Genomic DNA, 24,940 nt, shown 5'->3' with positions numbered 1-24,940 from the left:
TGTACAAAGAAACATTCTGTATAAACGCACATAATCTATAGGAAATGAAAAAAACGTGAATTTATAAAAATATTTCTATATGCTTAGGGGATGATGTTGCTTGAAAAAGTGTATTTTCTACACTTACGCTTATAATGCGGAAAAAACGATAGCGCGCGCGATTGAAAGCGTTATTGCCCAGACTGACCAGAATTGGGTTTGGTATTTATTAGATAATGCTTCGACAGATGGAACGGGCGAAATCATCAAACAATATGCTTCCAAAGATTCGCGTATTATTGCGCTTAGAAACAAGCAGAATCATGTTCATGAAAAAGGGCATAGTTGGACAGAAATAATTGAGAATTACGATGAAAGCGATTATTTCTGTTTTCTCGATGCAGACGATGAATATAAAACGAACTTCTTGACGAATATGGGACGATTTATATCAAATCACAATCTCGACGTTGCCGCTTGTGGACATGATTTTATCGATGAAACAACCAAGGATCTAATTGCTGTTCGTAGATTGGGGCAAAACCTCATATTAGATACACCAGAAATGTTTAACACATATTTTACTCATTATCATCAGTTTATGAGGACAGTATGGTGCAAACTTTACAAGGTGTCGGTTTTACGTAGGTTTAATTTTTCACGTATACCAAGTTTGCACTACGGTGCAGATACACTGTTTACAATTGAAAATTTTCGTAATGCCAGCCGTGTCGGTATCCTCGCAGACTCATTACATAAATACTATATGAATCCACATTCTTCTTCGCATCAGTTAGACGCTAGTCGTATTACATGCGACCGTATACTTGACGATACAGCACGCGCGTTTCTAATTGAAAAGTGCGGAGCCATCAGCCTGCAGAACGAGCAGTTTCTTCATGTTGTCTACTATAACGGAATATACGACACGATAGGCGTTATACTTAAGGAAACCTTGACACAATATGCAAAACTGCAAAGCCTGTATGATGTACTAACCCACAAAAAAACCAAGGAACTGTTCCAACAGATCGCTTTTCCTGATGAGGAGTTGGATTTACTGCGCACTCCAGTTACAAACTGGCTTGTTGGACAAAAAAAATATCAAGCCTTTAACAGTGCTGAAATGACCGTTGAAATACTAATGGCCATCTATCCACACTTATCTCAATTTATAAAAAAAGAAACGCTGAAGTATTTACTATTGGAAATTCCTGATATGATCCCATATGTTCTACGAAAAGACTACAATAGCATGATTGAACGTTTTCAATCTTGGTATAAAACTCGCAATGTAGATGATCCTTCGTTAACAGAAATGGAAATCATGGCGTATCTTGCCGTAAATAAGCCGGATGACCAGCTTTTGTTGCTTTTTTTAGACATCAAAAAGAAACGACCTTTGTCGTCAAAAAAATTGAATATTGACTCGCTAATTGCCAATCTACTCACAAAGTATCCTTTGCTCCAAAATATCAGTGGCGACTTAGTAGCTATTTTTTCAAATACGGTTTGTTGGATAATGAAGGGAGATCTTAACCGTGCGTTTGATGAGTTTATCTCTACTTCACAGAACACTGAAATACCTAACGCTGAAGCTTATATCTTGTTAGGTCAAAACTTGTCAGCTGCTTTAAAAAATCTCTGAGGTATACACATTTCCGCACGATTAGGAACTTGCCAAGTTCACACAATTATTACCGAATGACGGACGTTTTTCTAATTTAAAGAATGATCCTGAATCTACTGAGAAACAGCAACAGCAATCGCGCTAATTCCAGTGGGTGTAGTTTCGTTAGTGGGGGTACCGTAATAGTACCTCTTTTTAATGCCTTCAATATCTGCACTAATATACTTGTGCATCTAAACGTCTTTCCAATTATTAATATCGTTATGCCACCATTTCACTGCATAATTCGTAAACCCCAGCCAACGTCATACAGTTAAATAACGTCGATGCTTCCATGCCTCCCTTTTCCCCACTGGATGCTGTTCAAAATAGCGTGTAGCAGATTTTTCACTTAAAGCATTACCATCTAAATCTCCTAGTGTTTCATCAATCGCCCCGCCTGTTAAATAAGAAGCTAAATGACCATGATCAATGCTTGGAAACGCACATACTTTCGCATTTCTCTTTCAAACTCTTGCTCAGTTAAATGCGAAACCTACTCTATTATTAATGGTAAAAGGATTACCTTGTTTAACTAGATTTGTATCTGCATAAATAAAAGAAAAACTCATTGCTTTACTCGAATAATTCCGTTCGGAAGTTTTGCTTAGAAGTAAATCGAACTACGATTAGCTTTTGTGTCCTTACGCAATGAAAAATTAAAGATATTTTGCAGTTGTTTATCAATCGGTAGTAAAGGGCTGAAGTTAGTATGCTCTACATTTCATCTAATGACATCCCATCATTCATAAAAGTTAAAATTCATAAGCTTCTACTTTATGTCCATTTCGACCAATTGTAGTCTGTGCCTGTGAAAGTGAATTTAAAATGGCTTCCTCGGTTGCTTCTGCTGCTGCTGCAAATAATTGATTCATAATAGGATGATCCTCACGTAGTTGTGTACGTGTTTCGACAAGCTCATCTGATTGATGGGCGATACGGTGTGCTGTTGTAAAGCCAATGACTATATCCCCACTCCCATGTGAAAAGTGACTGCCTGTACGTCCAAGACCAATGCTACAGCGTTTAATAACACGTGTCAGTTGACGATTACTAAGTGGGGCATCTGTGGCAAGTACGATAATAATGGAGCCATCTGTTGGAGATATTGTCGATTCGCTTTGACCGCTAGTAGCAACATAGTGGTGTGCTAAAAAGTCAGAGCTTTGCCCGAAATTACTGAGGACCATACAGCCTACCATATAGTTCGTTGACCCATGTGTCACAATTCGAGAAGATGAGCCAATCCCACCTTTATAGCCAAAGCACATCATTCCTTTTCCAGCACCAACTGCCCCTTCCTCTGCAGTTTCAGTGGAGGCCTTGCGAATCGCTTCCAAAGCATGCTCAGGTGTAATTGGACATTCCCGAATGGAATTTAAATAACTATCATTACATTCCCCAACTACGATATTAATAGTTCCTGTTAAAAGTCCTATTTCGCTATTCGTATCTAGCATAAATTGCAGCGTTCCCTGTGTTACAGCTGGAACGCCAAATGTATTCGTTAGCATAATGGGTGATTCAATAACCCCAAGTTCATTTACTTGTACGAGCCCTGTCGTTTTACCATAGCCATTTATGACATAGCTTGCAGCAGTAACCTTTTGCTGAAATAAATTGCCTTCATGCGGTAAAATCGCAGTTACTCCTGTACAAGCATAGGCGCCGTCTTGATTCATTTTCTCATCAAGTGTTACATGCCCTACACGCACGCCAGCTACATCCGTAATACAATTTTTCTCACCAGTTGATAATGTGCCTATGACGATCCCCATTTCTCGTACTTTTTTTGGCATATTAGTCATTCCTTATGCATCGCCATATTTACAGCAGCCTGTGCATGTAAAACTGTTGTATCAAAAATAGGTACGTTCACATCTTCTTGTTTAATAAGTAATCCAATCTCTGTACAGCCTAAAATAATGCCTTGTGCGCCTGATTGCACAAGATTCTCTATCACCTGTAAATAATAGTCCTTCGACGCTTGTTCAATTCGACCCAAGCATAATTCTTCATAGATGATACGATTGACTTCAGCGCGCTCCTCAGCTAGCGGAACAAGCACTTCAATGCCAAATCCCTCTATTCTAGCTCGATAAAAATCTTGCTCCATCGTGTACTTTGTTCCAAGAAGGGCAACTTTCTGTAAACTAGCTTTTTCTATTTGATTTGCTGTCGCATCAGCTATATGTAAAATTGGAATGGTTATTTTTGCCGCTATGATATCAATAACCTTGTGCATTGTATTTGTACAAATAACAATAAAATCTGCCCCTGCACTCTCCAAAGATTGCGCTGCCTCTGCAAGGACTTGCCCTGCCTTTTCCCACGCTCCCTCAGCTTGATAATGCTCAATTTCTTGAAAATCTACACTATATAAAATACATTTTGCTGAATGCAAGCCTCCTAATTGTCGCTTTACCTCTTCATTCATCAGGCGATAATACTCTGCAGAAGACTCCCAGCTCATACCGCCAATCATACCAATTGTTTTCACGCATACTCCTCCTTTAATTTTACTACTATATAATCATTCTATCTCAAATAAGGAAATTTTCAAAAAGTTTTTAAACCTCTCTTTTCAAAATAGCCAATATCTAATTAATAAGATGGGTATAGAAGCAACAACAACATTTATACTAATAAAAAAGTAAATACCATCCTTCAAATCAATGCTAATAGCATACACAAAACCCATTAAATCAGTAATGAACGATAGATAAAACTTAGAAATAAAAAAGTGACAATTCCTGCAACTAACCTAATCACCATATCCATCAGCAGAAAACGTCATACGTAACCTCCTTTTATTACAATATGCATTTTTCTTTTGCATCATTATATTATTTTCTCGCAGTAAAGTTGCGACAGATGGTTCATCACAATATCTATGTTAAGTATAAGTAAGTCCTTCACTGCACTTGCATTTGAACTAGATATTTCAACTATTGGAAAAATATTTAGTAATAAAATCGTTTTCTAAAATTCAGTATTTTCTAAAAGTGGATATATTACAAAAAAACAGTGTAAACTGAAGCGTATTGAGATTGGAGGTAAACAAAATGGAATGGATATCGAATATTGTAAATGAGACTAATAGTATTTTATGGACATATTTCATTATCACACTATTATTAGCTGCAGGGTTTTATTTTTCCTTTGGCACAAAGTTTGTTCAAATTCGACTTTTCCCTGAAATGTTTCGTTTAATAGTGGAAAAAAGAGATGGAGACTCAGGTGTTTCTCCGTTCCAAGCATTCACGATTAGCGCTGCCTCGCGTGTAGGTACTGGGAATATTACAGGCGTTGCATTAGCAATCGGAGTAGGTGGACCAGGAGCCGTATTTTGGATGTGGATCATCGCCGTATTAGGAATGGCGACTGCCTTTATTGAAAGTACGCTTGCACAGGTGTACAAAGTAAAGGATGGCGATACGTTCCGTGGTGGACCAGCCTATTATATGGAAAAAGCATTAGGCCAACGAAAATTAGGGATTATTTTTAGTATTCTTTTAACGTTAAGCTTTGGCTTTATTTTTAATGCTGTACAATCGAACACGATTGCAACTTCTGTTGGTGAGGCTTTCCATATTAAACCTTATATCATTGGTATTATGTTAGTTGTGTTAACGGCCATGATTATTTTTGGTGGCGTACATAGAATTGTAAAAGTTACGCAAGTACTTGTACCCGTGATGGCAGTTTTCTATTTAGCTGTAGCCCTTTTTGTTGTTGTGACAAATCTGTCTGAAATACCTGCCGTTTTCAAGCTGATTTTCACAGAAGCGTTTGGTCTTAAAGAAGCAGCTGGTGGAGCAATCGGAACTGCTATTATGCAGGGCGTACGCCGTGGTTTATTTTCAAATGAAGCCGGTATGGGTAGTGTACCTAATGCCGCAGCTACAGCAAATACGTCACACCCTGCAAAACAAGGATTAGTGCAAAGCTTAGGTGTATTCTTTGATACAATTATGATTTGTTCTGCAACAGCGTTTATCATCATTTTAGCGGGTCTATATAATACAGGTGAAAGCAATGGAATTATTCTTACACAAAATTCCTTAGCTGTACATGTAGGTTCATGGGCTCCTTACTTTATCGCTATTGCTATTATTTTCTTTGCCTTTAGCTCCATCGTAGGAAATTACTATTACGGTGAATCTAATATTGAGTTTATGAATGCGCATAAAGGCTGGATGTTTGGCTACCGTATTTTAGTGCTTGTTATGGTGATGTTTGGTTCTCTTGCACAGGTACAGCTTGTTTGGAACTTAGCTGATCTGTTCATGGGACTAATGGCTATCATCAATATTACAATCATTATATTACTTGGTAAAATTGCCTTCCTCGTGTTAGACGACTTTACAAAGCAAAAGAAAAACGGCAAAAACCCTGTATTTTATGCAAAATCAATCCCAACATTGAAAAATACTGATTGCTGGGAAGAAGATCGATAATTATTGAAAAACGCCATTCCTCTATTGAGGAATGACGTTTTTTTATGGAATCAATTATGTCTCGCCTGAAAGCGTAGCGGCAGCAGCACCGAGATGGTCACTCAGGCATTTTCACAGGTTGTGAATTTTTTTAGCCTGAGTTCCTTTATTTCAGCGGGTGTTTGGACACCCTCGCATACATCTCACCACATATTTAGGTGGGAGACTTCTGTAACTGTCGTTTCACTTACGTTACAAAAGACATTTCGCTAAAAGAAGTTAATATTTAAATTGACTAATTAGCTGCTTTAGCTCATCTGCCATATGCGCAAGAGCTTGTGCAGAAGCATTAATTTCTTCCATTGAAGCTAATTGTTCCTCTGTAGACGCTGCAACGTCCTCTGAAGCAGCTGCATTTCCTTGTGCAGAGAATGCTAAATCCTCCGTAACAGCTGTCACCTCTTGTACACTTGCTGACATTTGTTCAGATGCAGAAGATACCTCTTCCATTTTAGGAGTAATTTTATCCATACTCGACTTAATCACTTGGAATTTTGTGATAGCTTCGTCTGATACATGTAGTCCATTTTGAACATCTTCTGTAACTTTTGCCATGATGTTTACAGATTGTTCTGTTTCTATTTGAATGCCATGGATTAGCTCGAAAATTTGTTGTGCAGACGCCTGTGATTGCTCGGCAAGTTTTCTTACTTCATCAGCAACGACTGCAAAGCCTTTTCCGTGCTCCCCTGCTCTTGCTGCCTCAATCGCTGCATTAAGAGCCAGTAAATTAGTTTGATCTGCAATGCTTGTAATAACATCTAAAATAGACGTAATTTGCTTAGAGCGTTCATGTAGTGTTTGAATTTTCGTATTTGAATCGGTCACTGATAGATGAATAGAATGCATTTGATCTTTTGTATCTCGGACTGCCTGTCCACCCTCGTCTGCTTGTAGCGTTGCATGCTGTGAAAGATCCGTCACGGTAGAAGATATCTCCGCGATATGAAGAATAGCCTTCGAAAGCTCCTGTAACGATTCTGCATTCTTATTGGCACTCGTCGTTTGCGTATCTGCGCTCGTCGCAACATCTTGAATCGAAATGGCCACTTTTTCTGTAGCAACGCTCGTTTGGTTAGCATTGGCTGTTAACTCTTCTGCCGACGAAGCTACCTCTTCGGCATTTTGTTCAATTTTTTGAATAAGAGTTCTTAAACTGTCTTGCATATCGTTAAAGGCATGCCCTAGCTGTCCAATCTCGTCATGAGATTTTACCGTCACTTTTTCAGTTAAATCACCCTTACTTATGGTTACTGCACTATCCTTGAGCGCTTTAATCGGTTTTATAATTGCCTTAATGACAAAGAAGAATACAATCCCACTGATTACAATTGCGGCGATTAGTACGAGAAACGTCTTATACAAAATAGATGATGCTGATTGGTCAATTTCCTTCGCAAAAATCGTCCCTGTGATTTTCCAATTTGTCAGTTCATTCGTTGTAAAGAACATAATACGATCATCACCGTCAAAGACATATTCAAACGTTCCCGATTTGCCATCGTATACTTTGTCCATGAAGCTTTCTTTTATTTCGCTACCCGGTTCAATAGTCGGATGTGAAATAACCAATTTATCTTCATCAAAAATAGAAGAATATCCATTTTTCCCAATTTTAATAGAATTGGATATTTTTTGAAGATTCGTCAATTTTATATCAATAGCAACTACCGCAGATTTATCTTTTACCTGACGAGCAATAGTTACGACCATATCTCCAGTACCAGCATCAATATAAGGTTTCGTAATTAAAACTTCTCCCTTTAATGCTGTAGCCTCTTTATACCAGTCTCGTTCCAAAAGATTATAATCAGCGCTATTCGATTTAGGTTCTAGAAATAATGATCCCTCATTTGTTCCAATATAAATGCTCAAAACATCCGGATGTAGCTTTATATATTGTTGAAATTTTGTATGTACTGCAGATCCCTGCTGATCATACATAGAAGAATCTATTTCCTCGCTAAACACATTGATGTCGTTTTCTTTTTCGCTAATTGTTTTATCAATTAACGTATTTAAAATATTTACACTTTCATTCGCACTAAAAAGTATTTCTTCTTTTATCGAATTTTTTGCTGAAAGATACGATAAGCTTCCTACAGAAATAACTGGGATTAGTAAGATAAGAGCAAATAATGTGTAGAGCTTACCCTTAAAGCTTCCAAATAATCGTTTCATGCATTAGCTCTCCTTTGTTTTCACAAGTTTTTAAAATATGTTTTTCCGATTTTAGGTTTCAAAAAAAGAAAACCGCCTCGGTTCGCAACCTTCCCTTCTCTTATCGATTAAAATTTCTTCCTATACTTTTATCGGACGAAATACTTAAATTCAAACCCCTTTTTTCATTTTTTTGATTTTCTTAACATAAATTCTTCTATTCTTGACACAACTTCAATATGTAGTGAAACATAAAATCCCTATGAATCACGTTTTAACTATGATGCATAGGGACTATTGTTGTTAGTATTTAAATGCTTAAATCGATTCTTGTAGGTCAACCGCCATTTTTGCCAAATGTGTAGAGGCTACTGCTACTTCTTCCATCGCTGCGTTTTGTTCCTCAGAGGATGCCGCAACACTTTGAACATTGCTACTTGATTTCATAGATACTTCGCTAATGTAGTAGATTTCTTTTACAAGTTTTTCGATATCTTGATGGATCATTCGAATAGCTGCTGTAACTGATTCGGTTTGTGCTTGCACACCATTAATGGCATTGTCAATTTGCATGAAATTATCGCTTGCCACATTTACTTTTTCACGACCGACTTTTACAGAATCATTACTATTGATCATGTCTTCCTCGATTATTCTTGTATCCTCAGTAATTTGCACAACAATCTTTTCAATATCTACTGCTGCTAAATTCGATTCATCCGCTAGCTTTCGCACCTCTTCTGCCACTACGGCAAAACCCTTGCCATGCTCACCGCTTCGTGCTGCTTCTATAGAGGCGTTGATAGCCAATAGATATGTTTGGGTAGCTATATTTTTAATAACATTGACTGCTGAGACGATTGCTGCAGTATTTTCATCTAAGTCTTTAACACGTGTACTTAGCTCTGCTGTATGTTCCGCAATTTCATTCATCTGTTCAATGACATTACGAACTGAGGAACATCCTATGCTAGCCATATTTTTAGTTTCTATCGTTGCATCGTTCACATGATCAATACTCGTTGATATGTCATTCATTTTTTTAAAAATATGGAAGGATAAGTTACGTACATCACCAGTCAATGTGTCCTGTTCTTCAATACCATGGGCAATATCTTGAATAGATTCTGAGACAACTTCTGTTGCCTGTGTCACTTCCATACTACTCGCTGTGAGCTGCTCGGAAGTTGCTGCTACTTGCTCAGATGAATTAGCGACATGCTTCATAGTATGACTAAGCTTTTCTGACATCGAATTAAACGAAGCTGCCAGCTGCGCAAACTCATCTTTTGTTTTAAATTGCAGGTGCGTTTGTAAATTGCCATTTGAGAATTTGTTCATTTCAACTACCGTTTGTTGAATATTTTTAGCGACTCTACGACCAAAAGCTGTCGCAATAATAATGCTTATAAGCAAGGAAACAATTGCTAGTATGGCAATTTCTTTGCCACTGTTGTAGCCTCTATATGCGCCTGCATTTCGTCCTGCTGAGCCGTTGCCATCGTTTTTCCAAACTCTACAAGCTTTAGAGAGCCTTTCCCTAAAATCGGTAATGCCAACTGCTGTGCTTGCTGTTTTTCCCCACTTTGAAAAAGCGGTACAATTTGTTTATCTATTGGCTTTTCCCATTCCTCTAACTGCCTTAAAAACTGATCAAAATTCTTATTTTTATGTCCGAGTTCTTCAAGACGATGTATAGATTTATGTAAAGTATCTCTTATTTCGAGATGATTATTGAGCATGTCTTCTTTACCATATAATATATACCCCCGAATAGCAGCGTTTGCCCGAACCGTTTGGAAGGAAATGTCATTATACAAATTGATTAATTCCGTCTTTTTTTCGATTTCCGCAAGTGTTTTGTTATTTCCATTTAAAAAGTATATGGCAATGCTAGTAATTAGTAATAGAAAGACTAAAACTATACCAAAAGAAAATTGCAGTTTTCGTTCTACCGTTGATTTCATACGACTCCCTCTATTCCCCTCTAAACATTAATTCTCTTAAAGTATAGACCAAATTCACCTATCCCCCTATAAGAAGTGCGTCTTTTATCATAAATTAAAACAAAAATTTTACAAAAATATAACACATCACCAAATGTCTTGACTTCTCTAAATTCTGAACAGCAGTTTTAAAGACGCCTTTATTTATGGAGTTTTTTGTCACCAGTAAAATTTTAGTTACCATTTCATCGGACGCCCCCAAGATGCTTTGCTCTGTGCGTCTGCACAAAGCTAGCAGTCGTAACGGAAGTCACCTCCTCGTATGGAACTGACCAATATTTTTAATTAAGAAAAAACATTCACTACGCTTCCGTTATCTATTTGGGTACAACACCCAATTTTAGGTATAATATGGATCATCACCAAAACGTGTGGTTAATTTCCGTTCCGACTAGTGCTTTCCTGGGGGCATTCAGTCTCCACTCCAATCAACTATTTACATAGTAGAAGTTTTAACAAAAGTCATCCACAACTTTTGGTGATGAACCTATATTATTAAAATAAAAATAAGAAAAGGAGAATAATAGAAAATGAGTAAGCCAAATTTGTATGTGAGTTTAGTAGTAGGCTCTAATTGTGATATCATTACGCTCGGTACTTGAGTCATTTGGTGTTCGAGTAACACTTCATTTAATAGGAAGACCCAATGATTTTATTGATGTTTTATCAGGAGAAGATTTGAATGATCAAATAGATTATTTAATTTTAAACTTTCACGGGGATGAAGGACGCTTTTGCATGCAAGCCCACTACAAAGAAGCGGGCTTATTATTTTCCTCTTTTTTATTTCGAAGTATTCCTCGATAAAAATAATGATATTGATTGAGATAGATTTAGTGCTTAAACTGTTTGTTTTACGGTCACCCAAATATCATATTTATCACATAAATCGTAAAACTGGTGAAGTCTATCATTGACTAACTCCTTAATCGACCAATTTTCTTCTTTTACATACTGCTGTATACCATGCTCCCCTAATGAAACATCATATTCAACTATACTAAATAAATCCTAGAACTCACCTTTTTGGAACTCATCATTATACGGTTTAACTTAAATTTAAGTTCCATTTTCAACACTTTCAATACTTCAAAAGGGGTACCATTTTTTATTTAATCTCTTAATTGCTTACCATTAATTCGACTTTTCCATTCTCTCATATATATTCAGCTCCAAAAATAATATATAGTAAACCTTACCATAAAATTTATATTGCAATGAAGAATTATTTTTCATTTTTTCGAAAAGTAGTTCAAGATACGTTATGTCTCTTTTAATTACTTTTTCTTTTGGTACTTTAAGGATAACTTCTTTTCCGACATCTCCTAGTAGCTCCCAATCGTAGTCAGTAATCTCTCGATAGATGTTAAATAGTTCGCTCCATGCCCAAAAATCTGTTTTTCCTTCCTCATATTCCATCTCATCAATCGGTAACATGCAATAAGCAGAAAGCATACGATATGAAATTACATTTGAAATGAAGTAGTTATAGGTTTTGTCATCCTCTACACCTGGTAGATTGAAATTTTTATTTACAAATTCTGTACACATTTCCTTTAACTTATTCCATGATTCCGGTTCTTGTTGTTCAATATCTAAGTACGCCTTCTCATTGAGATTTAATTCCACAAGCATTTGATTAACACTTTCTGCAATTGCAGCTTCAAAATCTTGCTCTGCTTCATTACTCATGAGAATACGTAAACCTTGGTTATGGACTTTGTTTGAAATTGCTTGATACTTCGTCTTGTAAATTGAAAATGTAATGTCCTCTTTAAAGTAGTTTTTGAGTGTAACTGTACGTACCTCTTCTTAAGACTGCAACCAACTTTTCAGTAATTTTGTACACTAAACAGAAAAATTTTGTAATTATTTAGTTGCTTTCTTACATAATTAAAGTAGTTAATAGTTCCTGTTATCATAGTCAATTACGAATTTTCAGAAGAAAATGTGTTAGTATTTATTTGTAGAATGTATAATGCCTTTTGAAGTTAACTACAATTGTGTTATAGGTGGTGGTATCTTGAAAAAAGACATGATTAAAGTGGTATCTGCTTTTGGTATTGGTTCTATTTTAGTTTTATTGGTCCCTTTTGTATTTAAACTGCTTTTATAGTATGTCTGTTTCTCAAATAAATCAGAACCACCAGTATAACTGGTGGTTTGCTCTGCGCGTGAAACGCTGGGGTACTGGCCCATGTCTAAAGACATTCTGAAAGGTCTGCTAACCGCACTCCGTTTCCACACAAACCGCTAAAGCGGCTTACTTATTTTTTCTTTCTCTTGATTTCTTCTCCTGTGAATGGGTCAATGAATTCTTTCATCGTCATTTGATCTTGCAAGATATCTTCCTGTAATTGATTTTTTATATACTCCTGAATCTTTTTCTTATTCCGACCGACTGTATCCACATAGTATCCTCGACACCATTTAATTGACGATTACCATATTTATACTTTAGATTCGCATGTCGATCAAAAATCATTAAACTACTCTTCCCTTTTAAGTAGCCCATGAACGCGGACACACTCAGTTTTGGCGGAATGATTACCAACATATGAATATGATCTGGACACGCTGTTGCCTCTATGATTTCTACACCTTTTCTTTCACATAATTGGCGTAATATTCTTCCTACATCAGCTTTAATTTGACCATAAATTATTTGTCGTCTATACTTTGGGGCAAACACAATGTGATACCTTACAATTCCATGTTGTATGTGCTAAACTTTTATTATCCATTTTTAAAGACTCCTTTCGTACGAAGCCGGTTGACCAGACCTGACTTGATTGTACGTTTGGAGTTTTTTATTGTCCATAGCTAAAAGCTTTCCGGAACCCCCTGCACAGCAGGGGGTTTTCAAAGAATACAATAAGAAAAAACAAGAATCCTTTTGATTAAAAAGGATCCTTGTTTTTTTCAAAATAAATCATTGATTTTACTCATCAACGAATATAGTTGTTATTTAAGCTTTAAAACAAGCTATAACAGCTGGTATATTAGCTCCACCTATCACAAAAACTCCACCTACACAAGCTGCACAAACTGGTACTATGCCAGTTCCACAAGCTCCGATACAAGTTGCTGCTACAATTCTTGCTACAGTTAAATCAATTAAGAGTACACCAGCAAGACAAAGTGCAACTTCTCCGACTCCTAATGGTTGTACAACATTTTCTCTAACTTCAATGTTTTTAGCTTTATCGATTGCTTTCTGTACTTCACTATTACTTAAATATTCAATATCTGTAACTTTTTCATTGAATAAGTTTCCGTCATTATATGTGGCAATTGCCACTGTATTTTCTGGACTTTTTGTTATTAATGTCTCACTATAAGTTAATATTTCGTCATTTTGAATAATTAATGTTAAATTACTTAAAGGATTATAATCCTCTGATGCAATTGGAATTGTCAAAACCGTATACGTTTCATTATCAGCAGAAATTTCACCAACATTAGCGCTACTATAATTTAAATCAGCGTCTTTAGCATTAGATACAACTTTATTCATTGATATTGCATCTTGTGCTATCTCTTTAATTTCTTGGATTTCACCTGGTTCTTCTACCACACTTAACATTTGTGCAGTTTGACTTAATTTTTCAAACTCATTAGATTGTGCATTGGTCTTTAAGATTGGACTAGACCCTCCGAATACAAATAGTGCTATTACCGTCATTACTGCAATGGTTCTTTGCCATGTTTTCATTCGAATCTTCCCTTCTCTTAGTTATTTGGGAATTATGGTTATCATTCCCAAATAACTTAACTATACCAAACATTCAGAAAATTCCAACCACTATTATGATTTTTCTATAAAAATATATATTAATTATAGGAAATAGTATTATTTTCAAAGCTCTCTTGTCTTTAGGAATTCAGTATAAAAATAAAAAAATGCACACCACTAAGATTTCTCTTAGTAATGTACACTTAGAGTATGTAAGCTACTTTAATTTTGAAAATTGTTTATAAGGTGGGTTTTAATTAAACCTAAACTATCCGTATAATTTAGTTTATTAATTGAATGATAGGTCATTTATTTTTAATTCACTCATACTCGTTATGGTTTATTATAATGGACTAATTTAACCTGTCAAAACAGAGTTTAAAGTTACAGTTATTAGTTATCTATTAATTGATATTCTTGATTTTCTATTAATATTTCCATTTTAAAGATAGGTACTTCTTTTCTACAAAAAAAGATCCCGATTAATTATCGAGATCTTCTACTGTTGGTAAATAATAAATCTTAAACAATAATAAAGTCGTTTAATTCTTTACTAGTTATGAAGCCAATCTGATGATAAATTCTTGCATCTTCTTTATTAATTTTGAAAGGATTTCCCTTAAAGAGCTAGGTCCCGAAGTTTATGAGTTAAATGAACCAAGAGGTGAATTTTTCGGTCCTCAAGAGATCTTAAATTATTGTAAATTAAAAGATGTGAAGGTAATTGCCTCTGGCTGTACTTTAGGTGAAAAACAGCTAGCAAATGCCTTTTTAAAAAGTGGTTGCCATTCATATTTAGGCCCGAATGATTATATAGATGGGAATGCCAATTTAATGTTTCTTATAAGATTTATGTACGAAATCATTGCCAATAAGCGAACACAGCAGGAAGCCTTAGAACTCGCAAAATCGATCGACGAGGAAACTTCAATGTATCAGCTTTATTTTGCATAGCAGATAAATCCGAAGAGGCTGGGATAAATGTGTTGTAGCCAACAAAAATACCGAACTATCTAATGAAACTCTAATGAGTTGTTTCGAAATAGTCCGGTTTTTCTAGTTATCAAATTTTGTTAATTTAGAGATTATACGGCCTTATGAAGAACCATTTAGTTATGTCCCAGCCTATTTCTTAATTATTGTTGATGTTTTTTTATCATAGACTCTGTAAAAATCTGAGATTGACCCTTTGGAATACTTAATGTTTGCCAATTAGAACCCTTTAGTTGTTTAGCGATATAAACGATTTGACCGACATGTTGTGAATAGTGGGACATTTGTCTTTCGATAGCGTCTATGACGGAATGCCGTTCTCCTCTTATCGTTACATACCTTTGTAAATCAGTTTCCTTTAAACCTAGTAAAGCATCTAAAAATACTTGCCAGCCCTTTTCCCATACCATCATAATCTCTTCTTTTGTCTGAAGGCTATCGGTAAATTCATCGTCACGATTTCTCGTTTCCTTCTCACCATCAGTCGTTAGAAAGTCAGTCCATCTCGATAGCATATTACCGCTCACATGTTTTACGATAACGGCAATGCTATTGGATTCTTCATTGAAAGCCCAATGCAGTTGTTCATTATCCAATTGTAAAAGTGTTTTATCACCTTGTTCTTTCACACTTTTAAACCTTTTCTGAACAACGTTTAAGTAAGTCTGCTCCATGCTCATTCATGAAAGCCCCCTTTGTTCCATTAACTGCTATAAATATTCTATTTCAAACAAATACACTATAAACGAGGCTAAAGTTATAAAGGATTAAATTTGAACAAAAAAACCGTCTCTTCATACTATTGAGACGGTTTCCTTCTATCTATTATAAATTTTCATCAATATATGTTTCTATATCTGATGCAATTGTGTCAATAGGGACATCCTCGGCATTATCTGCAAATCCAGAATACATTTTTACGATTTTGCCATCTTTATCAACTAAGAAAAATTGATTTCCGTGAATCACTTGATCTGTCTTAGGATCATCCTTTACCCATATTTTAGTTGATTTTACAGCGAACTGCTCAATATATTTTTGTGAATACCCAGTAAGAAGATTCCATTTTGATTCATCCGATACATTATATTTGCCTAAATAATTAGCTAATATTTCCGGCTTATCTACATCTGGATCAATTGAAAACGCAACAATATTATAATCTTCCACACCTTTTTTCTTCAGCTTTTCTTGAACTTGCGTCATATTAAAGGTCATTGGTGGACAAATCGATGTACAATTTGTAAAAATATACATACCAATCCATGGTTTCCCTTTTAAACTCTCTAAAGAAACTTTTTCTCCGCGTTGATTAACATGTTCAAAATCCGGTAACTCCAAGCTATAATCTGCTTTAAATTTTGTATTTCCACATGCACTGAGCACTGTAGCTAATGCAAACAGTAGAACAAGCCCCATTATTTTATTTCTCATCTTTAACACGCTCCCTACTAACACTATCCCCATCCTATCGTACGATGTAAATATTGGCAAGGACACTCAAGTGACAGCTTTCGTACATCTTTGTGAAATCGATTTCACTTTAAGGAAACAAGTGCATCATGAATTGCATCTAATTTAACTTCTACTCGATGTAGTAAATAAAACGACACTAAGATAGGAAAACCGATATCCGATATCATGTTTAACCACTGTTCCATGCGGCCCCTCCTTTACTAAGCTTATAATAAATACTATTGCTAAAATGGCCCTTGCAGAAAATTCCGCAAAGACCATTTCATGACTATTCGATCCCTAATTCAAATTCTCTTACTTGTCGATCAACGATGTGAGCCCCAGTCATTGCCACCAAAGCACTAGCTTGTCTATCAAAAACATTTTTAGCGATAATCGTTTGCATGACCTGTTGAATTTCCTCCGCTGTTACATTTGGCTTCGGTGTATCAATCGCAATCGTTGTCGTTTTCCCTGCTGCTGTCTCGAATTGCAGCTCTAAAACTTGTGTCATTGCTTTCCCCCCCTTAGGATAAATCTGTTGTTTCTTGTTTTAAAATGCTATCTAGTGCGTGTGAAGATAGACTTGCAATGGCCTTTGCTACGTCTACTAAATCCTCCGCTGTATGCGAGCCGTTTAAATTGCGGTACGATTTAATTGTAAACACGGGCTCGTTTTGTGCATTCTGTCCAGTAACATACTTCAAGCGCAATGTAGCACCTACGAAATTGACTTTTGCCATGAGCGTCACCTCCTTTTACAATATATACTGACTTATTGCTAAAAAAGGGACATTTAGGATGGATTTTTTTCTGCAAGCTTTTATAATAGAGTAAGAGAAGGCAAAGAGGTGAACGATTTGTTAACTGGTTGGTTTTTATGGTTTATCCTATTTTGGGTAGTTGTGCTTATTTCGTTTATGGCGATAGGCGGATTTTTCATGTTCCGCAAATTTTTAAAGGCATTACCGAAACAGGACGGTAAATCTGATTTAGATTGGCAAGAATATTATTTAGATAAAACGATTCATTTATGGGGACAACCTGAGAAGGAGCTTTTATATGAACTTGTAAGCCCTGTACCTGAGCTATTCCGACAAGTAGCAAAGGAAAAAATTGCAGGGAAAATTGGCGAACTAGCTTTAGAAGAAAAAGCACCTGCCATTAGCCAAGATTTAATTATTCGAGGCTATATCCAAGCAACACCAAAGCGCGACCATAAATTTTTACGTAAAAAGTTAGATGAAATGCAAATTGACATCGCTCCATATGAGCATTTGTTTGATTAATGGTACGCTGCACAATGATTTGTGCAGCGTTTTTACTGACCTTAGATAAGTTTCATCATATATTCTCTGCTAGTACAGGGGGGTGATCCGTCACTTCAGCAATCCTATCCGTCGCTCTGCGTTCTATCCTTCATTTTGTCTCTTCTTTCCGTCACTTCAGCAATCCTATCCGTCGCTCTAAGTTTAATCCTTCATTTGGACTCTTCTTTCCTTCGCTTGGACAGCTCTTTCCGTCGCTCCAGCAATCCTATCCGTCGCCTTGCGTTCTATCCTTCATTTTGTCTCTTCTTTCCGTCGCTTGGACAGCTCTTTCCGTCGCTCCAGCAATCCTATCCGTCGACCTGCGTTCTATCCTTCATTTGGACTCTTCTTTCCGTCGCTTGGATGGTTCTTTCCGTCACTTCAGCAATCCTATCCGTCGCCCTGCGTTCTATCCTTCATTTTGTCTCTTCTTTCCGTCGCTTGGACAGTTCTTTCCGTCACTTCAGCAATCCTATCCGTCGCCTTGCGTTCTATCCTTCATTTTGTCTCTTCTTTCCGTCGCTTGGACAACTCTTTCCGTCACTTCAGCAATCCTATCCGTCGCCTTGCGTTCTATCCTTCATTTTGTCTCTTCTTTCCGTCGCTTGGACAACTCTTTCCGTCGCTCCGGCAATCCTATCCGTCGACCTGCGTTCTATCCTTCATTTGGACTCTTCTTTCCGTCGCTTCGACGGCTCTTTCCGTCACTCCGGCAATCCTATCCGTCGACCTGCGTTCTACCCTTCATTTTATCTCTTCTTTCCGTCGCTTGGATGGCTCTTTCCGTCACTCGGATGGTTCTTTCCGTCGCTTGGACAGTTCTTTCCGTCACTTCAGCAATCCTATCCGTCGCCTTGCGTTCTATCCTTCATTTTGTCTCTTCTTTCCGTTATTCTCTAGCTCCCATCAATCGCTTCTGCCTTTCATTCCGCCATTCGAGCGACGCTTTCTGCCACCTTTGCCAAGCCTCTCAATCGCTCGAATCGCTCTTTCCATCAGCCAAATTGGGCGCACACAAAAAAACTACACTAGATGAAATCTCTAGTGTAGTTTGCCCATTAAATATTTTTCAGCGGAATTGTTTTTTTGATTTTAATAAATTGAATAAGCATTGCGATTCGCCAAGGAAGTAACATAGCGAACGCTAAAATCCAAAACATTCCTGCTAACTCACCAACGTCAATGGAGCTACTTAATATCATTTTTGCAATTACCCGGAATACTAAAAGTCCGATTAATATAAAAACGAATGCTTTTGAACGCTTTAAATAAATATCTTGGCCTTTTACTTCAAATTTAGAAGTAGCAATTAAGATTGTTGAGAACACCATTCCGACTGCTGCCGCTTCAAGGATTTGCATAGGCGGTACTCGAAATTGTTCAAATAAAAACATTAACGCACCTGAAGACATTGCAATTGGTGGAATGATAATTTTCTTCTCATTTGTCGGTTTCTTAGATGCTCGCATACGTAAAACCATGACAAAGGTACCCATAAAAATGGCCATTATGGTCGAACCTATTACATAATATTGAGAAGGGATATTGCTAAACATAAAAATTCCTCCTCTAATGTCATTGACAATTTTGTCCAAGTAATTGATCAACTACAGCCTTTAATCTTTCTGGCTCGAAAGGTTTTGTCATAAAATCCTTTGCGCCACTTTCAATTGCTTCTACGATTAACTTTTGTTGTCCTAAAGCTGTAATCATAATTATTTTTGCATCTGGAAATTCGGGGATGATTTCTTTTACTGCTTCTATACCGGTCATTACGGGCATTGTTACATCCATCGTTACTAGATCTGGTTGTAACTCACGATACATCGCCACAGCTTCTTTACCATTTCCTGCATTGCCGACTACCTCATAACCCCATTCAGTAAACATATTACTGATTGCAACACGCATAAAGAGCGTATCATCCACTACTAAAACTGTAGGCACCTGTTCATCTCCCCCCACGTAATAGTACAGTATGGCTTCTTTAGTTTAGCAGATTAGAAGCCTGTAAATCCACCAAAAATAGGCTGTAAAATGCGTGTTAAATATGATAAACCGTCGAAGAATAACATTACACCAACGACAATCATAATATAACCGCCGAATTTTACAATTTTTTGGCTATGTGTACGAATCCAAGTCATACGTGCTATAAAGAAAGATAACACGAAAAACGGAATCGCAAAGCCTAAATAATAAGCCAACATATAGCTAATGCCTGCGCTTGGATTGGCACCAGCCAATGTAATAATCGATGCTAAAATTGGACCTGTACAAGGCGTCCAACCAGCCGCAAAGGCTATACCGATTAATACTGATCCAAAATAACCAGAAGGTCGATTTTTAAATTGGAATTTTCGATCCTTCATTAAAAAGTCAATTTGTAGTAATCCCACAATCATTAAACCAAATACAACGATTAGGATGGCACCAACCTGACGTAATAATGTGTGATAATTAAGGAAGAACTTGGCGGCTAATGATGTTCCTAGTCCAATCATAATAAAGATAATTGAAAATCCTAGTAAAAAGAAGAGGGTATGCAAAACTGCACGCTTTTGCATCATACCTCGTTCCGATTTTAGCTCATCTAACGACATACCTGTTATGTATGATAAAAATGCTGGATACAGCGGTAGAGTACATGGTGAAATAAAGCTTAAAAACCCTGCACCTAAAGCTAAAAATACGTTAATATCAGTTTCCATATTTTCTCACTCGCTCCTTACAGTTACTGTCTCCATCGTACCAAAAATCACTGTAAATTGCGCCCTTCCTGTTTGTGAACGTTTCATGGCAAAAAGGTGTTTAAAAAGTGAAGTTCCATCATATTATCATCCAAATTAATTTTCAGACCTTATTAAATCAACGTGTATTTGCTAATGTACTTTTGCATTATGCGCTCCCCTTATATTATCTGTCAACAAAATTCACCATAATTCTACACTTCAAGTTTTGTCTCCAAAGACACTAGCAACAGAGCTTTTGGCAGGCTGTTGTATAGCCTCCATTACCTGCCGCTTGCGCAGTTGTAGTACCCTTTTTTATTTACTGTTAATAGTTCGAAAATTAACTTTCTTCATGTATAATTAAAAAACAATAGAGCAATCGATAGCGATAAATGAGGTGTAGTCCTTGGAATTAAGAAAAATTAAACCGAAAAAAATATATGAAGAAGTATCTGAAATACTCTATGAAAAAATTAGAACTGGCGAACTGAAGCCAGGTGACCGACTTGATTCAGTAGAACAACTTGCTGAACAATTACAAGTAAGCAGATCTGCCATTCGAGAAGCTCTTTCCGCTTTAAAAGCAATGGGGCTTATTGAAATTAAACAAGGCTCAGGTACATTTGTTAAAAGTAATCAATCCAATCAACTTGATTTCCCCTTATCAACTGCGATTTTAACAAATAAGCAAGATATCTCACATTTGTTAGAAGTACGTAAAATTATCGAAGTTGGCGCTGCAGCTAGTGCAGCCATTCATCGAACAGAAGAAGACATACAGTCAATGATGCAAATTTTAGATGAGATGAAACGGGTACAAGGAGATGGAGAGCTAGGAGAAAAAGTGGATTTTCAATTTCACGCGGCCATTTCTGCAGCATCCCAAAACCCCCTACTTACAACTATATTGGACCAGGTTTCAGGTTTAATGATCGCAACGATGAAAGAGACACGTCGAATTTGGTTGTACTCTAAAAAAATTACGAGCGAAAAGCTGTATGATGAACATATGCAAATCTTCCTTGCGATTAAACAGCAAAATGAAGAGCTTGCCAAACATGCTATGGCTTCACATTTAAGTAATGTGGAAAAGATCTTAATGCAATATTTTGAAACAACTAAAACTATGAAATAAAAGCTGAGACAAAAGCGTTTTTAGCCAACAAAAATACCGAACTATCCAATGAAACGCCTATGAGAGTGTTGCGGAATAGTTCGTTTTTCTTTTTATCGAGATTATTTTGCTTACGAAGGAACTATTTAATTTGTCCGACTCTCTTTGAATTTTTTGAAAATTAACAATAAACACCTTTTATTCATCTGAACAGTTGTAGTATTATAAAAAATATATTTATCACCAAGTCATCTGATGACCTGTTGATTAATTATTTAAAGAATAATAGAGACAAAAAGGAGCGATTCTCATGAAAGTAACACTTTTTGCGACTTGTTTAGTTGATATGTTTCAAGGTGATGTAGGAAAAGCTGTTGTGGAAGTTCTAGAAAGACTCGGCTGTGACCTAGATTTTCCTGAAAATCAAATTTGCTGTGGACAACCCGCCTATAATAGTGGCTATGTAAAAGACTCTAAAAATGCTATGAAAAAAATGATTACCGCCTTTGAACATGCCCAATATGTTGTCTCCCCTTCTGGTTCCTGCGCTTATATGTTTAAGGAATACCCAAAAGTGTTTAAGGGAGATCCCGTTTGGGAGCCAAAAGCGCAAGCATTGGCAGATAAAACATATGAATTTACTGAGTTTATTGTAGATATATTAAAGGTCGAGGACGTAGGAGCACATTTAGAGGGCAAGGCTACTTATCATACTTCCTGTCATATGACACGACTACTCGGTGTAACAAATGCACCGTTTAAACTATTAAATCAAGTGAAAGGCTTACAGTATGTAGAACTCCCAGGAAAAGAAAGATGCTGTGGGTTTGGCGGAACATTTTCAGTAAAAATGGGCAATATTTCTGGAGAAATGGTCAATGAGAAAGTACAAAATGTTGAAGAAACGGGAGCAGACATTTTAATCGGTGCAGATGCTGGTTGCTTAATCAATATTGGTGGTCGAATTAATCGACAAGGTAAGCCTATTAAAGTCATGCATATTGCGGAAGTATTAAATTGTCACTAAAAGGGGGTAAAAGAAATGTCCATGAAAACAAGTGATGAACGCTTTAATCATCGTGTAACGAAAGAATTAGAAAATATGTTTATGCGCGGAGCTGTATCAAGCGCACAGGAGCGCTTACAAACACGTCGGCTACAACAAGCTGATGAGCTCGGACATTGGGAGGAATGGCGCTCTCACGGCGAAGAAATTCGAAAGCATGTGCTGGCGAACTTAGATTATTACTTATATCAGCTAAGTGAAAACGTCTCTAAAAGAGGTGGACATGTTTACTTTGCGCAAACAGCGAAAGAAGCGACAGACTATATTCAAAGTATCGCGAAAAAGAAGAATGCTGCTAAAATTATAAAATCAAAATCTATGGTGACGGAGGAAATTGATTTAAACGCCGCTTTAGAAAAGCTCGGGTGTGAGGTCATTGAAACGGATCTTGGAGAGTACATTTTACAAGTGGATGATCATGAGCCACCCTCTCATATCATTGCTCCAGCTTTGCATAAAAATAAGGAACAGATTCGTGACATTTTTAAAGAAAAACAAGGTTATGAGAAAACCGAAAAGCCTGAAGAACTAGCTCTATATGTACGTGAAAAATTAAGAAATGATTATTTAACAGCAGACATTGGCATTACAGGCTGTAACTTTGCTATTGCGGAGAGCGGCTCGATTACACTCGTGACAAATGAAGGAAACGCAGATTTAGTAACAGCCTTACCGAAAACACAAATTACGGTAATGGGAATGGAAAGAATTGTGCCTACATTCGAAGAGATGGAAGTACTTGTAAGCTTATTAACAAGAAGCGCGGTTGGGCAAAAGCTAACAAGCTATATTACGACATTAACGGGGATCAAAGATGAAGGTGACACAGATGGACCAGAGGAATTCCATTTAGTCATTGTTGATAATGGACGTTCTGATATTTTAGGCAGTGAATTCCAGCCTATCTTACAATGTATACGCTGTGCAGCTTGTGTTAACGCATGTCCTGTTTATCGACATGTTGGTGGTCATGCTTACGGATCTATTTATTCTGGGCCAGTAGGTGTCGTTCTTTCACCATTATTAGGTGGCTATGAGGATTTTAAAGAGTTGCCATATGCCTCCACATTATGCGGTGCCTGCACAGATGCTTGTCCTGTCAAAATACCATTACATCAGCTTATTCATAGACATCGCCAAGTAATTGTCGAAAACGAAGGAAAGGCATCTGTATCTGAAAAGTTATTAATGAAGGCCTTTGGTCTAGGTGCTTCCTCCCCTGCCCTATATAAACTGGCGACAAAAATAGCTTCACCAGCGATGGCTCCATTTACAAGGGATCAGAAAATTTCTAATGGCCCTGGCCCACTAAAAGCATGGACGGAAGCAAGGGATTTTCCAGCCCCCAATAAAGATAATTTCCGTGACTGGTTTAAGCACCGACAAAAAGGAGGCGATGAATAATGACAGGTACAATTGAAAATAGAGATGTATTTTTAACGAAAATTGCAAAACAGCTTGGACGTGCACCAAAAACAGAAATCGTACGGCCTACATGGCAATATAACCCTCAAGATCGCGTCCTAAATGATGCTACACAAGATGAGTTACTAGAGGTTTTAGTTGAACAATGCAAAAATATTCATACGGATATTGTCATTACAAATACAGCTAATCTTCCTGCAGATTTACAAAAAGTAGTTGGAAATTATGGCGGTCAATCTGTTATAACATGGAAAGATGAGCGTTTTGAAAACTATGGCCTAGGAACATTAATGACGGAGCAATGGCCTCAAGAAAAGATTCAACTGTATGAATGGAATTCTGAGCAGCCACAGGAAAATATTCGACAAGCTGAAAAAGCTAACATTGGCATTATGATAAGTGAAATTACATTAGCAGAATCGGGAACTGCAGTACTTTTTAGTGATAAGGATAAAGGTAGATTAGTTAGCTTTTTACCAGAGAAGTCTATTATTTTAATTCCTAAAAGTACTATTGTTCCACGCATGACGCAAGCAGCCCGCTTTATTCATGAAAAAGTCAGACGTGGCGAGCAAATTGCCTCTTGTATCAACTTTATAACAGGACCAAGTAATTCTGCGGATATCGAAATGATTCTGATCGTTGGTGTACATGGACCAATTAAAGCTACTTATATTGTGATTGAAGATTTGTAAAACCGATCAACCAGGCATGCTTCAACATTGAAGAAATGCCTGGTTTTATCTGTTGCAATAGTATCTCGTTAAGTTAATCACTGATAAACTTTCAATAATCA

23 protein-coding genes and 2 pseudogenes are annotated in these 24,940 nt (G+C 36.9%); 9 read left to right on the top strand and 16 right to left on the bottom strand.

Annotated elements, in window-relative coordinates; translation table 11 throughout:
- Positions 1-100 precede the first annotated feature (100 nt).
- Entirely contained in the window at positions 101-1,627 is a 1,527-nt protein-coding gene (locus MY533_RS07780; RefSeq protein ID WP_248718639.1) for a glycosyltransferase family 2 protein, read from the top strand.
- Between the two features lie 776 nt (positions 1,628-2,403).
- Here the strand turns inward: MY533_RS07780 and MY533_RS07775 are convergent.
- Together MY533_RS07775 and MY533_RS07770 are read right to left on the bottom strand one after the other, a co-directional pair.
- Positions 2,404-3,447, bottom strand: a complete 1,044-nt coding sequence (locus MY533_RS07775; RefSeq protein ID WP_248718638.1) for a DmpA family aminopeptidase — start codon at positions 3,445-3,447, stop codon at positions 2,404-2,406.
- Positions 3,448-3,452: 5 nt separating this feature from the next.
- Entirely contained in the window at positions 3,453-4,148 is a 696-nt protein-coding gene (locus MY533_RS07770; RefSeq protein ID WP_248718637.1) for an aspartate/glutamate racemase family protein, read from the bottom strand.
- A gap of 565 nt (positions 4,149-4,713) precedes the next feature.
- Here MY533_RS07770 and MY533_RS07765 point away from each other — a divergent pair.
- A complete protein-coding gene (locus MY533_RS07765) occupies positions 4,714-6,108 on the top strand; it encodes an alanine/glycine:cation symporter family protein (protein WP_248718636.1) in 1,395 nt (464 codons plus the stop codon).
- A 258-nt stretch (positions 6,109-6,366) separates the two neighbouring features.
- Here the strand turns inward: MY533_RS07765 and MY533_RS07760 are convergent, their stop codons facing one another.
- From MY533_RS07760 to MY533_RS07750, 3 genes are all read right to left on the bottom strand, one after another.
- On the bottom strand, positions 6,367-8,328 hold the full coding sequence (locus tag MY533_RS07760) for a methyl-accepting chemotaxis protein (protein ID WP_248718635.1): 1,962 nt from the start codon (positions 8,326-8,328) through the stop codon (positions 6,367-6,369).
- A gap of 297 nt (positions 8,329-8,625) precedes the next feature.
- Entirely contained in the window at positions 8,626-9,723 is a 1,098-nt protein-coding gene (locus MY533_RS07755; protein WP_248718634.1) for a methyl-accepting chemotaxis protein, read from the bottom strand.
- 11 nt (positions 9,724-9,734) lie between these two features.
- Positions 9,735-10,274 carry a CHASE3 domain-containing protein gene (locus MY533_RS07750; RefSeq protein ID WP_248718633.1) on the bottom strand — a complete coding sequence of 180 codons (540 nt, stop codon included), beginning with the start codon at positions 10,272-10,274 and terminating at the stop codon, positions 9,735-9,737.
- Between the two features lie 569 nt (positions 10,275-10,843).
- On the opposite strand from MY533_RS07750, the pseudogene MY533_RS07745 reads away from it, so the two are divergent.
- Positions 10,844-11,054: pseudogene (locus MY533_RS07745) on the top strand (delta-aminolevulinic acid dehydratase); the annotation flags it as partial.
- A 393-nt stretch (positions 11,055-11,447) separates the two neighbouring features.
- Here the strand turns inward: MY533_RS07745 and MY533_RS07740 are convergent.
- The 3 genes and pseudogenes from MY533_RS07740 to MY533_RS07730 form a co-directional block, all read right to left on the bottom strand.
- The gene (locus MY533_RS07740; protein WP_248718632.1) at positions 11,448-12,005 is read right to left on the bottom strand and encodes a hypothetical protein; all 558 of its coding nucleotides are present in this window, start codon (positions 12,003-12,005) and stop codon (positions 11,448-11,450) included.
- 575 nt (positions 12,006-12,580) lie between these two features.
- Positions 12,581-13,057 (bottom strand): annotated as a pseudogene (gene tnpA / locus MY533_RS07735) (IS200/IS605 family transposase).
- 224 nt (positions 13,058-13,281) lie between these two features.
- Positions 13,282-14,028, bottom strand: a complete 747-nt coding sequence (locus MY533_RS07730) for a hypothetical protein (protein WP_248718631.1) — start codon at positions 14,026-14,028, stop codon at positions 13,282-13,284.
- Between the two features lie 594 nt (positions 14,029-14,622).
- Here MY533_RS07730 and MY533_RS07725 point away from each other — a divergent pair.
- Positions 14,623-15,003 carry a hypothetical protein gene (locus tag MY533_RS07725; RefSeq protein ID WP_371873314.1) on the top strand — a complete coding sequence of 127 codons (381 nt, stop codon included), beginning with the start codon at positions 14,623-14,625 and terminating at the stop codon, positions 15,001-15,003.
- A 182-nt stretch (positions 15,004-15,185) separates the two neighbouring features.
- On the opposite strand, the gene MY533_RS07720 is transcribed toward MY533_RS07725, so the two are convergent.
- The 5 genes from MY533_RS07720 to MY533_RS07700 form a co-directional block, all read right to left on the bottom strand.
- Positions 15,186-15,722, bottom strand: a complete 537-nt coding sequence (locus tag MY533_RS07720) for a DUF1572 family protein (protein WP_248718630.1) — start codon at positions 15,720-15,722, stop codon at positions 15,186-15,188.
- A gap of 145 nt (positions 15,723-15,867) precedes the next feature.
- The gene (locus tag MY533_RS07715) at positions 15,868-16,476 is read right to left on the bottom strand and encodes an SCO family protein (protein ID WP_248718629.1); all 609 of its coding nucleotides are present in this window, start codon (positions 16,474-16,476) and stop codon (positions 15,868-15,870) included.
- A 104-nt stretch (positions 16,477-16,580) separates the two neighbouring features.
- Positions 16,581-16,703, bottom strand: a complete 123-nt coding sequence (locus tag MY533_RS07710; protein ID WP_082337366.1) for a YvrJ family protein — start codon at positions 16,701-16,703, stop codon at positions 16,581-16,583.
- Between the two features lie 83 nt (positions 16,704-16,786).
- A complete protein-coding gene (locus tag MY533_RS07705; RefSeq protein ID WP_248718628.1) occupies positions 16,787-17,011 on the bottom strand; it encodes a DUF2922 domain-containing protein in 225 nt (74 codons plus the stop codon).
- A gap of 13 nt (positions 17,012-17,024) precedes the next feature.
- Positions 17,025-17,240, bottom strand: a complete 216-nt coding sequence (locus tag MY533_RS07700) for a DUF1659 domain-containing protein (RefSeq protein WP_248718627.1) — start codon at positions 17,238-17,240, stop codon at positions 17,025-17,027.
- A gap of 117 nt (positions 17,241-17,357) precedes the next feature.
- On the opposite strand from MY533_RS07700, the gene MY533_RS07695 reads away from it, so the two are divergent.
- Complete coding sequence (locus MY533_RS07695; protein WP_132359427.1) at positions 17,358-17,786, top strand: DUF2621 domain-containing protein; 429 nt, start codon at positions 17,358-17,360, stop codon at positions 17,784-17,786.
- A gap of 1,079 nt (positions 17,787-18,865) precedes the next feature.
- Here MY533_RS07695 and MY533_RS07690 read toward each other — a convergent pair.
- The 3 genes from MY533_RS07690 to MY533_RS07680 are packed head-to-tail and all read right to left on the bottom strand — an operon-like array spanning position 18,866 to position 20,518.
- Positions 18,866-19,363 carry a CcdC family protein gene (locus MY533_RS07690; protein WP_248718626.1) on the bottom strand — a complete coding sequence of 166 codons (498 nt, stop codon included), beginning with the start codon at positions 19,361-19,363 and terminating at the stop codon, positions 18,866-18,868.
- 19 nt (positions 19,364-19,382) lie between these two features.
- Positions 19,383-19,754, bottom strand: a complete 372-nt coding sequence (locus MY533_RS07685; protein ID WP_248718625.1) for a response regulator — start codon at positions 19,752-19,754, stop codon at positions 19,383-19,385.
- A 53-nt stretch (positions 19,755-19,807) separates the two neighbouring features.
- Positions 19,808-20,518 carry a cytochrome c biogenesis CcdA family protein gene (locus MY533_RS07680; protein WP_248718624.1) on the bottom strand — a complete coding sequence of 237 codons (711 nt, stop codon included), beginning with the start codon at positions 20,516-20,518 and terminating at the stop codon, positions 19,808-19,810.
- A 427-nt stretch (positions 20,519-20,945) separates the two neighbouring features.
- On the opposite strand from MY533_RS07680, the gene MY533_RS07675 reads away from it, so the two are divergent.
- The 4 genes from MY533_RS07675 to MY533_RS07660 all read left to right on the top strand — a co-directional run bounded on the left by MY533_RS07675 (position 20,946) and on the right by MY533_RS07660 (position 24,839).
- Positions 20,946-21,674, top strand: a complete 729-nt coding sequence (locus MY533_RS07675) for a FadR/GntR family transcriptional regulator (RefSeq protein WP_305884012.1) — start codon at positions 20,946-20,948, stop codon at positions 21,672-21,674.
- A gap of 289 nt (positions 21,675-21,963) precedes the next feature.
- Entirely contained in the window at positions 21,964-22,680 is a 717-nt protein-coding gene (locus MY533_RS07670; RefSeq protein WP_248718623.1) for a (Fe-S)-binding protein, read from the top strand.
- A 15-nt stretch (positions 22,681-22,695) separates the two neighbouring features.
- Complete coding sequence (locus tag MY533_RS07665; RefSeq protein WP_248718622.1) at positions 22,696-24,123, top strand: LutB/LldF family L-lactate oxidation iron-sulfur protein; 1,428 nt, start codon at positions 22,696-22,698, stop codon at positions 24,121-24,123.
- Positions 24,123-24,839, top strand: a complete 717-nt coding sequence (locus MY533_RS07660) for a LutC/YkgG family protein (protein ID WP_305884011.1) — start codon at positions 24,123-24,125, stop codon at positions 24,837-24,839. Before MY533_RS07665 ends, MY533_RS07660 begins: the two co-directional genes overlap by 1 nt.
- Positions 24,840-24,940: the final 101 nt, after the last annotated feature.

It is taken from the genome of Lysinibacillus sp. Ag94 (genome assembly GCF_023242215.1).
Classification (GTDB): domain Bacteria; phylum Bacillota; class Bacilli; order Bacillales_A; family Planococcaceae; genus Lysinibacillus.
Note: the sequence above shows the minus strand (reverse complement) of the source record. Positions and strands in the feature narration are given on the sequence as shown.

Excerpts from the sequence above, each read along its gene's own strand:
- MY533_RS07775 (WP_248718638.1), bottom strand. The coding sequence starts at position 3,447 with ATGCCAAAAAAAGTACGAGAAATGGGGATCGTCATAGGCACATTATCA.
- MY533_RS07765 (WP_248718636.1), top strand. The coding sequence starts at position 4,714 with ATGGAATGGATATCGAATATTGTAAATGAGACTAATAGTATTTTATGG.
- MY533_RS07760 (WP_248718635.1), bottom strand. The coding sequence starts at position 8,328 with ATGAAACGATTATTTGGAAGCTTTAAGGGTAAGCTCTACACATTATTT.
- MY533_RS07750 (WP_248718633.1), bottom strand. The coding sequence starts at position 10,274 with ATGAAATCAACGGTAGAACGAAAACTGCAATTTTCTTTTGGTATAGTT.
- MY533_RS07740 (WP_248718632.1), bottom strand. The coding sequence starts at position 12,005 with ATGAGTAATGAAGCAGAGCAAGATTTTGAAGCTGCAATTGCAGAAAGT.
- MY533_RS07730 (WP_248718631.1), bottom strand. The coding sequence starts at position 14,028 with ATGAAAACATGGCAAAGAACCATTGCAGTAATGACGGTAATAGCACTA.
- MY533_RS07725 (WP_371873314.1), top strand. The coding sequence starts at position 14,623 with ATGATAAATTCTTGCATCTTCTTTATTAATTTTGAAAGGATTTCCCTT.
- MY533_RS07720 (WP_248718630.1), bottom strand. The coding sequence starts at position 15,722 with ATGAGCATGGAGCAGACTTACTTAAACGTTGTTCAGAAAAGGTTTAAA.
- MY533_RS07715 (WP_248718629.1), bottom strand. The coding sequence starts at position 16,476 with ATGAGAAATAAAATAATGGGGCTTGTTCTACTGTTTGCATTAGCTACA.
- MY533_RS07710 (WP_082337366.1), bottom strand. The coding sequence starts at position 16,703 with ATGGAACAGTGGTTAAACATGATATCGGATATCGGTTTTCCTATCTTA.
- MY533_RS07705 (WP_248718628.1), bottom strand. The coding sequence starts at position 17,011 with ATGACACAAGTTTTAGAGCTGCAATTCGAGACAGCAGCAGGGAAAACG.
- MY533_RS07700 (WP_248718627.1), bottom strand. The coding sequence starts at position 17,240 with ATGGCAAAAGTCAATTTCGTAGGTGCTACATTGCGCTTGAAGTATGTT.
- MY533_RS07690 (WP_248718626.1), bottom strand. The coding sequence starts at position 19,363 with ATGTTTAGCAATATCCCTTCTCAATATTATGTAATAGGTTCGACCATA.
- MY533_RS07680 (WP_248718624.1), bottom strand. The coding sequence starts at position 20,518 with ATGGAAACTGATATTAACGTATTTTTAGCTTTAGGTGCAGGGTTTTTA.
- MY533_RS07670 (WP_248718623.1), top strand. The coding sequence starts at position 21,964 with ATGAAAGTAACACTTTTTGCGACTTGTTTAGTTGATATGTTTCAAGGT.
- MY533_RS07665 (WP_248718622.1), top strand. The coding sequence starts at position 22,696 with ATGTCCATGAAAACAAGTGATGAACGCTTTAATCATCGTGTAACGAAA.
- MY533_RS07660 (WP_305884011.1), top strand. The coding sequence starts at position 24,123 with ATGACAGGTACAATTGAAAATAGAGATGTATTTTTAACGAAAATTGCA.